Genomic DNA, 12,952 nt, shown 5'->3' with positions numbered 1-12,952 from the left:
GGATTTGAGACGATGAGTTAGTGCTTTGCAGTGCAAAAGGGGCCTGGCCCCTTTTGTCAGCTAAAGGGAACCGGCCCAGTGTAGAGGGATTGTGGGCGGAAGATGCGGTTGTTTTCGGATTGCTCGATAATGTTGGCGGTCCATCCGACCATTCGGCTCGCTGTGAAGGTTGGGGTAAATAATTCAGGTGGAAGGTCTACTGCTTTTAGGATGGCGGCAGCATAGAATTCCACATTTGTGTAGAGTTTTCTGCCTGGCTTGTAGTGATCAAGCAGCCGGAGGGCGGTTTCTTCTACAAAGTAGGCAAGGTCAAGCCATGGGTCTTCTCCTGCCAGCTGTTTGGTCATTTCTTTTAATGCTTCAGACCTTGGATCCGTTGTTTTATATACACGATGGCCAAATCCCATTAGTTTTTCCCGGTTTTCAAGCTTTTCTTTAATCCAATCCTCTGCTCGTTCTTTTGTCTGAATTTCATTAAGCATATGTGTTACTTCACTTGGAGCCCCTCCGTGCAGGGGACCCTTCATTGCACCAATGGCTCCAGCTGCACCTGAGATGAGGTCTGATTCAGTGGAGGCAATTACTCTTGAAGCAAAAGTGGAGGCATTCATGCCGTGTTCCATTGTCAGGATGCTGTAAGCGGTCAAAGCTTTCTCGTGCGTGTCCGTTGGTTTTTTGCCATGAAGCATATATAAATAGTTCGCGATGTGATGAAGGGAAGGGTCCGGTTTAATGGGCTCTTCCTTTTTTAAATGAGCCATTCTTGCTGTAATAATGGTTGGTACCACTGCTGTAGCTCCTATCGCCTGGTCAACGGTTGGCGGCCATGAGAAAAAAGAACTCTCAAGTGCAGATACGCAAGTTCGGATGACACCCATCATCGGCATTTCGGGAGGAAGCGCTTGTAAGATGCTGCTGATATGAGGAGGTAAAGTCCGGTATTCACTAAACTTTTCCTGGATTTTGAGAAGACTGTCCCCATCAGGCAGGCGGCCGTACCAAAGCAAGTGGCACACTTCTTCAAAAGAGTATTGCAAGGAAAGCTTGTTTGCTTCATGCCCCCTGTAAATTAATCGGCCATTTTGTCCGTCAACCAGACTGATGGCTGTATCGGTTGCGATCACTCCTTCAAGTCCTTTACTCCATTTTTCATTACTCATTGAAAACACTCCTTTTTTTCTGCTTAAGATAACCGTAACGTGTTTGAGTGATTATTAATAATAGTAAATTAATGAGATAATGATTAAAAAACGTAATCAATTAATTGGAGGTTTCTCTATGAATATAAGCTGGTTAAGAACTTTTATTACTGCAGCTTCTTGTGAAAATTTTCATCAGACTGCAGAGCTTTTGTATTTATCGCAGCCTACGGTTACCGTGCACATTAAACAGCTTGAAAAAGAAACGGGGATCCGGCTGTTTCAACGCAAAGGAAGAGTAGTGCGTTTAACACCAGCTGGGAAAACATTTTTACACCATGCAAAGTCAATCTTGCTAGAAGTTGAAAAGGGACAAAAGAAAATGGAGCAATTTCGACAGGGGTATAAGAAGACCTTGATACTGGCCGTTTCTCCGCTTATCGCTTCAGCGTATCTGCCGTATTGGGTGAATGTATATATGAAAGAAAATCCCCAGGTTGAAGTGATAATTAAAGTGGTGGAATCAAATCTCATTAGTGAAGAGATTGAAAAGGGAAGTGCGGATCTTGGTTTATCCAGACAGGCAACGAGCCTCCTCGGTTTGACGTGTGAGAAATTATACAGTGAACCTCTCGCAGTTGTCGTTCCACATGACGGGGATGAAAGAGAGAACGCCGCCCCTCTTGATCTGGAAGAGATTATAGAAGACTACTATCTGATTACACATAATCATCCGGAATACTGGGAAGAGGTATTGCTCAAAATGAAAAGCCTTTTTCCTTTCATAAGAACGATGAAAATATCTCAGGTTCATGTCACAAAACGTTTTATTGAGGAAAGAATCGGCTTTTCAGTCCTGCCCCGATCCATTGTACGACGAGAGCTGGCGGAAGGAAGAGTGCTTGAAGTGTTCACGGAAAAAGAGCTGAACCTGCCACTTTCAGCCACTTATTTAGTTCAAAGAGACGGGATGCAAGAGGGAGATGCATTTTTGCAGGTAGTGAGAAGATTAATTTAGATTCTAAAATAGTAAACTTGAAGGCTGCCGTGATGATCGCAGGGTTCCTGACATTGGTGTCATTGGTGTCATTGGTGTCGCAGTATGTCCTGTTTTCAAAGCTTGGATCTGATCGTACCTGCATATTTTATTGAAGATTCAAATTTAAGCTCTGACACAAAAGCATAATATCTCAGGATTCTTCAGACAGGTAAGCAGTTAATTTTCTTTGTTTAGTTTTAAAAAGCCCTAAGAATGCTAAAATCCGGACAAGTTTCATACAAATTCCCAAAAAATGTCCATAAATCGTTTTATAAAATGGTATTTAGAGGAATAGTATACTAAATGGTTTTTTAAGGAGTGTTGAATTATGAGCCGTTCTAACACAGCGATGCTGATTATAGATATGATGAATAAAATGGATTTTGAGGGTGGAGAGGACCTGCTGAAGCACAGTCTTCCGATGGTTGACCATCTCGCCGCTTTAAAGGAAAGGGTTAAAGAAAAAGAAATTCCTATTATCTATGTCAATGATAATTTTGGTCAATGGCAGGACAATGCTGGAAATATTATAGAAGAGTGCATGAAGAATCCTGGTAAAGAGGTAGTTGAAAAAATACTGCCCGAGGAAAATGACTATTTCATTATCAAGCCGAAGCACTCAGGTTTTTTTGGAACCCAGCTTGATATCCTGCTTCATCAGCTGGGCATTGATAATCTTATTTTAACCGGTATTGCCGGAGATATTTGTGTCCTGTTTACAGCCAATGATGCATATATGAGAGAGTATAATCTCTATGTTCCGAAGGATTGCATGGCATCCGAAAAAGAAAGTGATAATGAAAACGCGATTCAGATCATTAAGCGTTCTTTGATGGCGGACACGACTGCGAGCACGGAGCTTGATCTGGAGTCCTTTGTCAGCAAGGAATAAGATGCTGCTTAACTATAAAGATTCATATAACACTGTTTGCAAAAAAGAAACTTGGACGAAACTTAAATGAATTTTAAGAATGAAAAAGTATTTATCGTGAGTAGAAGGAGAGCGTAGCAGAAGGTAAGGTGGCGCCGTCCCCCGCGGAAGCGTCCGCCTGAAGCGCAGCGAACCGGTCAAAGAGCTTGAGACACTTTTGTCCCAAGCTCTTTTTTAGTGATCAATAATTATTCTCTTCTTATGGCTTAATCATGTTTAGGAAACCGTTTACCTTAAAAATTTAAAAAAGTGGTTGATTTCATTATTTAATACGCTATAATAATCATAAGTAAGCGCTTACCCTAATATATTCTATAAGAACAACGATATTTTTTTGTCTATTAGGGTAATCGCTTACTTAAACTAACGTATTAAATTAGGGGGATGGAAATGAAAAAGATTCTTGGAACGGTAGCCATGTCTGCAGCAGTGCTTGGTTTGATGGGGTGTGCTGAAGATCGTTCATCTGGAGGCAGCGGGGGAGACAGTGATGAGTTAAACTTTTGGGTATTTGGAGCGACCAATTATGAAGAACTGGCAGCTCAGTACATGGAGGAAAATCCTGATGTGAAAATTAAGGTAAACTTCACGGAAATGGGAGACTTGCATAATAACTTGTTTACAGCTGTCTCTTCAAACTCGGGTGCACCGGATATTACAATGATAGAAGTTAGTGAGATTTCTAAATTTCTAGACGCGCAGGACCGATTCCATAATTTATATGAGTTTGGAGCGGAGGATGTTAAAGGGGACTACCTGGACTGGAAATGGAATATAGCAGAAAGTACAGACGGTGAATTTTTAATGGGTCTTCCTACTGATATTGGCCCATCCGTTATGTATTACCGCAAAGACGTATTTGAAGAAGCGGGTCTTCCTACAGAGCCGGAAGAAGTACAGCCGCTCGTGAGTGATTGGGCTGGATTTGAAGAAACAGCGAAAATTATCCATGATACAACTGGAAAAATGATGGTTGATACACCTGAAACGCTATTTGCAGCGAAAAGAGATCAGGCACCAGAACAATATTTTAATACAGAAGATGAGTTGATTATTGAAGACTCTCCATATGTAAAACAGGCGTACGATGACACTGCAGAAATGATTCAACAAGATCTCGTTGGTCAAAATGCGATGTGGACACCTGAATGGGGTAACGCAATGGCTGAAGGAAGCTATGGTGCATTGCTGGCTCCGGCCTGGATGGTAGCAAGCATTAAAGGAAACGCACCGGATGCTTCAGGTGACTGGGGAATTGTTCAAATGCCTGAGCGTGCCGGTAACTGGGGCGGATCTTATATCGCGATCCCTAAAGAATCCGATCAGCCTGAAGAAGCCTACGAATTTGTTGAGTGGCTTGTAGCACCTGAAAGACAGCTTGAATCCTTTAAAGACAGCGGAATGTTCCCATCTGCACCTGAGGTATACGAAGATGAAGAATTTGCCAATACATCTGATGAGTACTTTGGCGGCTTGAATACAGCCGAAATCTTTGCTGAAGCAGCAGAATCAGTTGAACCGATCTACATGGGTAAAAATTATTCTATCGTACACGATGAGCTGATGACAGCGCTCACAAATGTGGCAAGTGAAGGAACAGATCCTCAAGACGAGTGGGACGCAGCGGTTGAACGCATCAAATCCCAGCTTGAGCGTCAATAAAGATTGGACTGAAGATCAATGCGCAGTGTGATTTTCGCATTGGTCTTCTTTCTCTTAAAGGAGGGACATCAGAATGAGTGCAGAAGCACATTCACCGAAAAGGTGGAATGAGAAACGAAAAGAATCTTTATCTGGCTACCTATTTATCTCGCCATTCTTTATTTTATTTGCCATATTCGGTTTGTTTCCTATGCTGTTCAGTTTTTATCTTGGTTTTCAGCGGTGGAATGGTTTAGGTGAGATGGAGTTTGTTGGGTTTCAAAATTTTGTATTTGTAATGGAGGATCCAATTTTTTGGAAGTCTCTGTGGAACACGATTATTATGGGTGTGCTGGGAACAGTGCCTCAGCTGATTGTAGCAATTTTTCTTGCGTTCGCCTTGAACTCGGCGCTCGTTAAGTTTCAAAGTGCATTTAGAGCTGCTTTCTTCTTGCCTTATGTAACCTCTACTGTAGCGGTTGCCATTATTTTTGGCGTAATGTTCAGCAGCCAGGACTTCGGTTTAGTCAATGTGTTCTTTAACGTAATAGGGCTGGATAGCGTGAACTGGCAGACAAATGAATGGGGCGTTAAAATTGCGATTGCTGTGATGGTATTCTGGCGCTGGCTTGGGTACAACACCATTATTTATCTTGCAGGCATGCAGGGGATTCCAAACGATTTATACGAAGCGGCTACGATTGATGGGGCGACGGTTTGGCAAAAAATCCGCTTTATCACCATTCCAATGCTTCGTCCAATTATTATCTTTACGATCTTCCTTTCAACCATTGGATCACTTCAATTGTTTACAGAACCGCTCATCTTTTTAGGCGGAAATCTGAGAGAAGAAGGAATTACGGTTGTTCTCTATCTGTGGAGAGAGGCATTTTCAAATATGGCATTTGGAACCGCTTCTGCATCAGCCATCATTTTATTCCTGATTATTATCGTATTTGCTACTGTGAATTCTCTGTTGGCGAACAAAGTATTTAAATAAGGGGGAGAGCCGAAAATGTCCAAAGTTATTTCGAAAATTAGTTTATACGCGGTTTTAGTCATTGGTGCATTACTGTCGATCTTCCCTTTTTACTGGATGTTCGTCATGGCGACCAATCACAACAGCGTGATCAATAGTGTTCCGCCGGCTTATTTACCCGGCCCTGAATTGGTAACCAACTTTCAAAATGTATTAAGCAACATTGATTTCTTCGGTGCAATTGGAAATTCCATTATTGTAGCGACTATCTCCACAATTGGTGTTCTATTCTTATGTTCACTTGCAGGATTTGCATTTGCAAAATATCATTTTAAAGGCAAGAATCTGTTGTTTGGACTTCTGCTAATTACGATGATGGTTCCGCCACAGCTTGGCCTGATTCCCCAGTACTATATTATTACGCAATTGGGATGGCTGAATGATTTAAAGGCTGTAATTGTACCGGGACTCATTGACGCATTCGGTATTTTCTGGATGAGACAGTATATTTCAAGCAATGTACCGGATGAATTGCTTGACTCAGCAAAAATCGATGGATGCTCCCGTATCCGTGTGTACTGGAATATCGCAGTGCCGATTATTCTGCCTGCCTTTGCCACTCTTGCAATCATTAAATTTATGTATATGTGGAATGATTTCTTATGGCCGCTGGTTGTATTGAGAGATGAATCTGTTCATACAATTCAGATCGCGCTTAGAGGGTTGATCGACGCTTACGTGAAGGATAATGGTATGATATTGTCAGGAACTTTCTGGGCTACAATCCCGCTTGTTCTGATCTTTCTTCTCTTCAACAGACTCTTTATCTCCAGCCTGACTCAAGGCGCGGTAAAAAGTTGATTAGCACGGGGAAGAGTACAGGAGCTGACAGTATGACTAAACGATATACCATACAGGATATAGCAGTACTTGCTGGAGTTTCTGCTGCCACAGTATCAAAAATAATGAATAACACAGGAAATATAAGCAAAGCAACGCAGGATCGGGTAAGGGCGATTATTAAAGAAACAGGCTACTCACCGACACATTCAGCGAAGAGCCTTGCTTCGAAAAAAACAAACTTAATCGGCATTGTCTACGCAGGAAAAATCAATGTCGATTTATCACATCCATTTTTTAATCAGGTGTTAAATAGCTTTAAGAGCCAGATTGGATTGTTAGGCTATGACTTTATCTTTTTCTCCAATGAACAATATAAGGGGAATTACTTATCCCGCTGCCGCCACTATAATGTGGATGGTGTACTGATTATTGCCGGGGATGACGTGGAAGATGCGATTGAACAGCTTGATCACAGCTCAATCCCCTGTGTAGGAATCGACATCGAGCTTAAAGGAGAACGGTCAAGCTATGTAATGACCAACAACCTAAAAGTATCTCATTTAGTAGTTGAATATGCATATATGAATTCCATCGAACGGGTAGGGATGATTGGTGGAACACATGATTCAAGAATTTCCATGCTACGTGAAGAGGGATTTAAAGAGGCCATGAAAAAATTCGGTCTGCTTTTGAACGATGAATGGACTGTATACGGTGATTATTATGAAGAATCCGGATACCGCCTAATGAATCAAATGATTGCAAAACAAAAAGGAAATCTTCCAGAGATGATTTTTGCTTTTTCTGATCTGATGGCGCTTGGTGCTGTAAGAGCGCTAAGAGAAAATGGCTTGCAGGTGCCAAATGATATCAAAGTAATCGGCTGTGATGACATTGAAGCATGCCGTTATTCGCACCCCAAGCTCACAACCATCCGTCAGGACAAAGAAAAGATCGGGATTCTGGCAGCAAAGCTATTAAGCGATTTAATTGATAAAAAAGGAAAAACAAGATCCTTGCTGGTTGATCCGGAATTGACAGTCAGAGAGAGCTGCGGGTTGGCTGCAGAGAAAATGTATTAAGGAGGAGTCGAAGGTGATAAAAGGTTTTTTAGGAATCATGGAAATGTTTGCGTCCTTTGTTTTGCTGAACCTCCTGCTTTTCGTGTACTCCCTTTTGATTATCACGTTTATTCCTGCACTGGCAGCGGCAATCGAAACGATGCATAAGTGGAAAAAAGAAGGATTATCTCCTTACTTTATCCATTCTTTTCATACAAGCTTCAAAAAACATGCCGGCAAAACGAGCTTAACTCTTTCAGGCATTTGGTTTGCCGGACTGACCATACTCGCAGCAGATGCCTGGCTGGCTGCCTCCTTTGTAATGGCAATGGCAGATGTCCTTTACGTCACAGCGATCCTGTTTTTCGTGATGTGGCTGTTAATGATGCCGTATATGACGGTACAGACGATGAAAACAGATTTAAATGTGATCGGAATTATAAAGAACAGCTTTTTACTGCTATGGATTGAATGGAAGAGAAGTCTTGCGATGCTGGCGATCTTCGCAGCCTGCTTAACAGGGGTCCTCATCATGCCATTTATCAGTTTGATTACAGGCAGTTTGCTCGCTATATCAATCTATTCAATTTTTATCCCAGTGATTAGAACCTACTATACAGCACCACTTCCGAGGGAGGTAATGGAATGAGTAAGATCCAATTTCCAGAAGATTTTATCTGGGGAACAGCGACAGCTTCTTATCAAATTGAAGGAGCTGCAAATGAAGGAGGAAGAGGTGCTTCTATTTGGGACACTTTTTCAAAACAACCGGGTAATGTAAAAAACGAAGACAATGGAGATGTCGCATGCAACAGCTACCATTTATATAAAGAGGATGTTGCTTTGCTAAAGGAACTTGGTGTATCCACCTATCGTTTCTCTATGGCATGGCCGCGTATTTTTCCAAATGGGGACGGCGAGCTGAGCCAGGAAGGTCTGGATTACTATCACCGTTTAGTGGACGAGCTGCTTGAACATAATATCAAACCGATGTGTACACTGTACCATTGGGATCTTCCTCAGGCTCTGCAAGACCGAGGCGGATGGGAAAGCCGGGAAACGGTTGAGGCGTTTGACCACTATGCAAAAACCGTCTTTTCATCGTTTAAAGGGAAGATTTCAACATGGATTACGATAAATGAACCATGGTGTGCATCTTATCTTTCAAATTACCTTGGAATACATGCACCAGGAAAGAAAGATTTGCAAGCAGCGACAACCATCGCTCATCATTTGATGCTTGCACATGGCCGTGCCGTTCAGTCGTTGAGAGAGATTGATGAGCAGGCGCAGATCGGCTATGCCCCCAATGCCGGATGGTCAGAAGCCTACTCTGATTCAGAACAGGATCAGCAGGCGGTCCGCCGTGCAAATGGCTGGCAGGTTGAATGGTTTATGGATCCTGTCTTTAAAGGAGAATACCCCGACTTTTTGGTCAATTGGTTTAAGGAAAAAGAAAATGTCACCGTTCCGATTCAGGAGGGCGATATGGACGTGATCTCAAGTCCGATCGATTTCGTGGGAATCAATTACTATACGGGTAATGTGGCGCGGTATGATGAAGGAAATGGTCTTTTTCATGTAGAAAACCTCGATTTTAATTATGAGCGAACAGATATAGGATGGCCGATCTACCCTGAAGGCTTCTATCAATTGCTGACATACCTGAATCAGCGTTATGGTCAGGTTCCGATCTACATAACGGAAAATGGTGCCTGCTATAACGATGGGGTTGAAAACGGAGAAGTGAAGGATGACAACCGCATCTCTTACATGAAAAGCCATATCGCAAGCGTCCACCGTGCTATGCAATCAGGTGTGAACGTAAAAGGCTATCTCGCCTGGTCACTTATGGACAATTTCGAATGGGCAGAAGGATACGATATGCGTTTTGGAATCGTGCATGTGAACTTCGATACACTCGAAAGAACAAAAAAAAATAGCTATTACTGGTACAAGAATCTGATTTCACAATCATATTTTGATTTAATCAAAGGGTAATAGTCAGTAATAGATCTTTGATTTATTACTATCTGAAAGCGGCTGGGGCAAATGTGCCTTAGTCGCTTTTAATCTTTCACAGGACTTTAAATAGGATTTGTCATCGTATTCTAAGTTCAGGTAATTTAATTGGAGTTCTTATGTTTTTTTATTCTGTAGTTCTTTACAGTTATAACGGCAAAAGCAATGTAAAAAACCCCTGCCACAACGAACATGGAAGAGTAGTAAATTTGACTGTAGAGGCTGGAGTTAAAGTCTTCCATAGCGTTTGGAACCAAAACCAAAGTAACGATTAATGTTACACCTATCAACGCTATACGATTCTTCATCTACACTCTCCTTTGGAATAAAAGGCAGCTGGAAAAAAATAAAAAGTTTAATGATGAGGCAATCTCTCTTAGTAGTATGAGGTGAGCGGAGCGCAGGGTGGCGACTCCTGCAGGATATGACGGCAAGCTGAGACTTTACAGGGCACGGCCCTGAAAAGGCTCAGCGCCGTCCCTGCGGAAAGCGTCCGCCCGAAGCGCAGTGAACCGGTCAATGAGCATCACACACAGTTGCCCAAGGCTCATTTTTTTATAGAATGATAACAAAACCCCCCATAAGAGTGAAAAGCCTGCCATTCTACCAGCTGCGATCCGATTTTATTGTTAAAGTCATCATTTCGTTGTTATAAGTTACATAGGACACGCATAAAATATACATGAGCAAGTTCTATCTATTAAAGCCATTCTACTATTCCTTTTAAATCTGTATAGACACAATCCGGCTTCAGTCCTAATTCTTCCTGCGGCAGCTCATTGCGGTTGATCCATGCTGTGTGAAAACCAAAGCTCTTGGCTCCGGAGATATCCCATCCATTTGAAGACATAAACAGCACTTCTTCACGGCGTACATTCAGCTCCTCGAGAACTTGATTATAGGAAGCGGGAGAAGGTTTAAATTGTTTGATTTTGTCCACGCTGAGAGTATCCGTTAATAAAGAAGAAAACCCTGACTGTTCTACAAGCGGCTCCAGCATATTAGGAGATCCGTTAGAGAAAACAACCAGTTTCCTGCCTTGAAGTGCGCTGAGCACCTCTTTAACTTCTTTATAGGAATCCAGCTTTTTATACGCATCCAGCAAAGTTAATTCCTGTTCATGTGAAAGCTCCTCCTGCTGTTCCTTTACAGCGTAGCGCAGAGCATCAAGAGTGACCTGATCAAAAGGTGCATATCTTCCCATCACCTGACGAAGAAAAAAATATTCCAGTTGTTTTTTTCTCCAGCCTTGGCTTATTGCTTCCCCTTTATCAGGAAAAAAATCGTCGCAGGCTTTGGTGACAGAGTGTACATCAAAAAGCGTACCGTAGGCATCAAATACAAAAGCTTTTATTTCGGGTTTCATCTATTCCAACTCCTTTATTTTGTGAAGACATTAGTTTGTTGTTCCCTATTTCAGCTTGAAAACACATTTTTAAATGAGGCTGTCGGTTTCCGTGTGAAACGGATGCAGGTTAATGCGGCCATGACTAAAATCGTGACTGGCCTAGATGAAAAAATTGAGTCGCAGGTTGTAACTTTTCGATAGGTCCGGACGTCTGTTAAGTGAGAAAAAGAAAAGGAGAAAAGGGGAAATGGAGATGAAGAAAACGGTCTTTGCTGCACTGGCACTATTTTTTACTCTTGCCAGTATCATCCTTGCATCCAATACGTTTTCTAAAATTGACCACGTAGCCATTCAGTATTGGGATCAGGATACTGGAGAGTATGGAATTCAATCATACATAACAGACAAGTCATCCCTAAAAGTGATTCGCGAGAGCTTGAATAAGGCTGCTCATGAAAAACGTCAGTCGGAAATGTCGCAGTCTGCCAATATAAAAATGACCGTGTTTTACGAGGACAATAAAGAAGAAAAGATTTATTTATGGAAAGAAAGCGGGCAGTTTACGATTTTTACAAGCGGTGATCGAGATGGTACTTACTACTTAAGTGAAGGAAAGGCGAAGGATCGCTTGGAGGAAGTACTAAAATAGTGGAAATGAACAGAAGCGGGCGGACCATCATCCGTCTTTTTTTTTTTGCGAAAATTGGGTCGCATGTTCACATATTTTTCTGACAATAACTCAGAGCTGGCAGTACTGCAGGTATATAATAGAGGGATAAAGGGGAGGGAGTGAATGGGAATGATTCTAAGACAGTCGGTGCTTTCTAAATGGTGCATTGGATTTTTGTTCTTACTGCTTAGTGCGAATATCCTGTTATACCAGCCATCCGTGCTGCAGGCGTTCACACTGGAGATTGAAAAAGGAATGGTGATCGGTTCACTGCTGGACTTCATCATTGTAGCCCCGCTGCTGGCTTACGCTGCTTTTCCCATTTCAAAAAAGCAGGCAGCTGGAATGGCGGTGCTTGGGTTACTGGCAGCTCGATTCATTATTCCAATGGAATATTTTTCTCCGTATACCGTGCTTCTCTATATAGGACTCATAGCAGAAGGCATCTTCATTCTTGTTGAAATGGTCCTGATCATATGGCTGATTCGCAAGATTCCTTTCATTAAAGCTGAGATGAAAAGGATGGATGCAGGTCCGGTGTTTTCGCTTTTGCCAGCTGTCCAAAAAATGACGAAAGACCGCTTGCTTATCCGGGTGATCCTATCAGAAGGAATGATGCTGTATTATGCCTTATTTTCCTGGAGGAGAAATCCTCCCCGTCATGAAGGAACAGTCACACTCCACAAAAACACTTCCGCGATTGCCTTTCACGTTATGATCATTCATGCCATTTTAATTGAGACCATTGGGATTCATTGGTGGCTTCATGACAGATGGCCCGTACTCTCTATCATTTTACTCTGCTTAAATATCTATTCGATTCTCCTGTTTCTCGCCGAAATTCAAATCACCCGCCTTCATCCCGTCGAGATTAAAAATGGAACGATTTATGCTGCGCAAGGTCTTATGAAACGGATTGTATTCAAGTTGGAAAATGTAGATAAAGTGGAGTGGGGCACACAGCCAGGGGGTCATGCGCTAACTTTTATGCTAAAGGATTTTGAGGAAGTGCATCCACAGGCAGTTGTTTACCTGAAAGAGCCGGTTGAAGCAACCATGTTTATGGGGAAGAAGCAGATAGTAACGGAGGTGGCTTTTCATGTAGATGAACCTGAGAGATTGAAGCGGCTGCTTGAAGCAAACCGAACAGAATCAGAATACCGCTGAAAATGAGTTTCGATCATTTACCGCGTGTTTTAGTCAGTGGGAGCAGGCGGGGCGGGAGGTGGACGCTTTAAATGCAACAGCATCCAGTCAACTCTGCTCCAGCCCGCCAGCA

The 12,952-nt window shown here is 42.3% G+C and carries 13 protein-coding genes; 10 read left to right on the top strand and 3 right to left on the bottom strand.

What is annotated here, in order from left to right:
- Positions 1-56 precede the first annotated feature (56 nt).
- Positions 57-1,160: a citrate synthase/methylcitrate synthase gene (locus tag P6709_RS10650; RefSeq protein WP_278240906.1), complete on the bottom strand. Its 1,104-nt coding sequence runs from the start codon at positions 1,158-1,160 to the stop codon at positions 57-59.
- Between the two features lie 118 nt (positions 1,161-1,278).
- Between P6709_RS10650 and P6709_RS10645 the strand changes: the two genes are divergently transcribed.
- The 8 genes from P6709_RS10645 to P6709_RS10610 all read left to right on the top strand — a co-directional run bounded on the left by P6709_RS10645 (position 1,279) and on the right by P6709_RS10610 (position 9,634).
- A complete protein-coding gene (locus P6709_RS10645) occupies positions 1,279-2,157 on the top strand; it encodes a LysR family transcriptional regulator (RefSeq protein ID WP_278240905.1) in 879 nt (292 codons plus the stop codon).
- A 349-nt stretch (positions 2,158-2,506) separates the two neighbouring features.
- On the top strand, positions 2,507-3,070 hold the full coding sequence (locus P6709_RS10640) for an isochorismatase family cysteine hydrolase (protein ID WP_278240904.1): 564 nt from the start codon (positions 2,507-2,509) through the stop codon (positions 3,068-3,070).
- Positions 3,071-3,499: 429 nt separating this feature from the next.
- Positions 3,500-4,771: an ABC transporter substrate-binding protein gene (locus P6709_RS10635; protein ID WP_278240903.1), complete on the top strand. Its 1,272-nt coding sequence runs from the start codon at positions 3,500-3,502 to the stop codon at positions 4,769-4,771.
- Between the two features lie 73 nt (positions 4,772-4,844).
- A complete protein-coding gene (locus P6709_RS10630; protein ID WP_278240902.1) occupies positions 4,845-5,750 on the top strand; it encodes a carbohydrate ABC transporter permease in 906 nt (301 codons plus the stop codon).
- 15 nt (positions 5,751-5,765) lie between these two features.
- The gene (locus tag P6709_RS10625) at positions 5,766-6,590 is read left to right on the top strand and encodes a carbohydrate ABC transporter permease (protein ID WP_278240901.1); all 825 of its coding nucleotides are present in this window, start codon (positions 5,766-5,768) and stop codon (positions 6,588-6,590) included.
- Between the two features lie 32 nt (positions 6,591-6,622).
- Entirely contained in the window at positions 6,623-7,654 is a 1,032-nt protein-coding gene (locus P6709_RS10620) for a LacI family DNA-binding transcriptional regulator (RefSeq protein WP_278240900.1), read from the top strand.
- A 13-nt stretch (positions 7,655-7,667) separates the two neighbouring features.
- Positions 7,668-8,282 (top strand): DUF624 domain-containing protein, encoded by a 615-nt coding sequence (locus P6709_RS10615; protein ID WP_278240899.1) that lies wholly within the window; start codon positions 7,668-7,670, stop codon positions 8,280-8,282.
- The gene (locus P6709_RS10610) at positions 8,279-9,634 is read left to right on the top strand and encodes a GH1 family beta-glucosidase (protein WP_278240898.1); all 1,356 of its coding nucleotides are present in this window, start codon (positions 8,279-8,281) and stop codon (positions 9,632-9,634) included. The genes P6709_RS10615 and P6709_RS10610 overlap by 4 nt, the downstream gene beginning before the upstream one ends.
- A gap of 125 nt (positions 9,635-9,759) precedes the next feature.
- Here the strand turns inward: P6709_RS10610 and P6709_RS10605 are convergent, their stop codons facing one another.
- Both P6709_RS10605 and P6709_RS10600 read right to left on the bottom strand, forming a co-directional pair.
- Positions 9,760-9,963 carry a hypothetical protein gene (locus P6709_RS10605; RefSeq protein ID WP_278240897.1) on the bottom strand — a complete coding sequence of 68 codons (204 nt, stop codon included), beginning with the start codon at positions 9,961-9,963 and terminating at the stop codon, positions 9,760-9,762.
- A gap of 392 nt (positions 9,964-10,355) precedes the next feature.
- On the bottom strand, positions 10,356-11,021 hold the full coding sequence (locus P6709_RS10600; protein ID WP_278240896.1) for a haloacid dehalogenase type II: 666 nt from the start codon (positions 11,019-11,021) through the stop codon (positions 10,356-10,358).
- 229 nt (positions 11,022-11,250) lie between these two features.
- Here P6709_RS10600 and P6709_RS10595 point away from each other — a divergent pair, with 229 nt between their 5' ends.
- Both P6709_RS10595 and P6709_RS10590 read left to right on the top strand, forming a co-directional pair.
- Positions 11,251-11,652: a hypothetical protein gene (locus P6709_RS10595; protein WP_278240895.1), complete on the top strand. Its 402-nt coding sequence runs from the start codon at positions 11,251-11,253 to the stop codon at positions 11,650-11,652.
- A 144-nt stretch (positions 11,653-11,796) separates the two neighbouring features.
- Complete coding sequence (locus tag P6709_RS10590; RefSeq protein WP_278240894.1) at positions 11,797-12,840, top strand: beta-carotene 15,15'-monooxygenase; 1,044 nt, start codon at positions 11,797-11,799, stop codon at positions 12,838-12,840.
- Positions 12,841-12,952 lie beyond the last annotated feature (112 nt).

Source organism: Jeotgalibacillus sp. ET6 (assembly GCF_029667115.1).
Lineage (GTDB): Bacteria > Bacillota > Bacilli > Bacillales > Jeotgalibacillaceae > Jeotgalibacillus.
The sequence above is the reverse complement of the archived record's forward strand: the minus strand, read 5'-3'. Positions and strand labels throughout refer to the sequence as shown.